1 pseudogene is annotated in these 544 nt (G+C 60.5%); it reads left to right on the forward strand.

The features are described 5' to 3' along the window. Positions 1–544, forward strand: a pseudogene (locus tag QN222_RS30250) (adenylyl-sulfate kinase); the annotation flags it as partial.

Here is a 544-nt window from a genome sequence, read left to right on the forward strand (position 1 = left end):
TCTCGAATATCTCGAAACGATCGACTTCGATCGCCAGGAGGCGCAGAAGCCGTTCCGCTTTCCCGTTCAACTGGTCATGCGGCCCGACGCGAACTTCCGCGGATATGCGGGGCAGATTGCGTCCGGCAAGGTTTCGGTCGGTGACCAGGTGATCGTCGCAAAATCGGGGCAGCGCACCTCGATCAGGAGCATCGTCACCTATGACGGCGAAGTGCAGAAGGCCGTGGAAGGCGAAGCGGTCACCCTGGTGCTTTCGGACGACGTCGAGGTTTCCCGCGGCAACATGTTGGCCGCGCCGGGCGCCAGACCCTTCGTCGCCGATCAGTTCCAGGCCCACATGATCTGGTTCGATCCGAGTCCGATGATCCCCGGGCGAAGCTATATCCTGCGTACGGAGACGGATAGCGTGAATGCGACCGTTACCGCGCTCAAGCACCAGGTCAATATCAACAGCTTCGTGCGCGAGGCGGCGAAGTCCCTGCAGATGAACGAAATCGGCGTCTGCAATATCTCGACCCAGGCGCCGATCGTCTTTGACGCATAC

The organism is Sinorhizobium sp. 6-70, from assembly GCF_030124375.1.
In the GTDB taxonomy this organism is placed as follows: Bacteria; Pseudomonadota; Alphaproteobacteria; order Rhizobiales; family Rhizobiaceae; genus Sinorhizobium.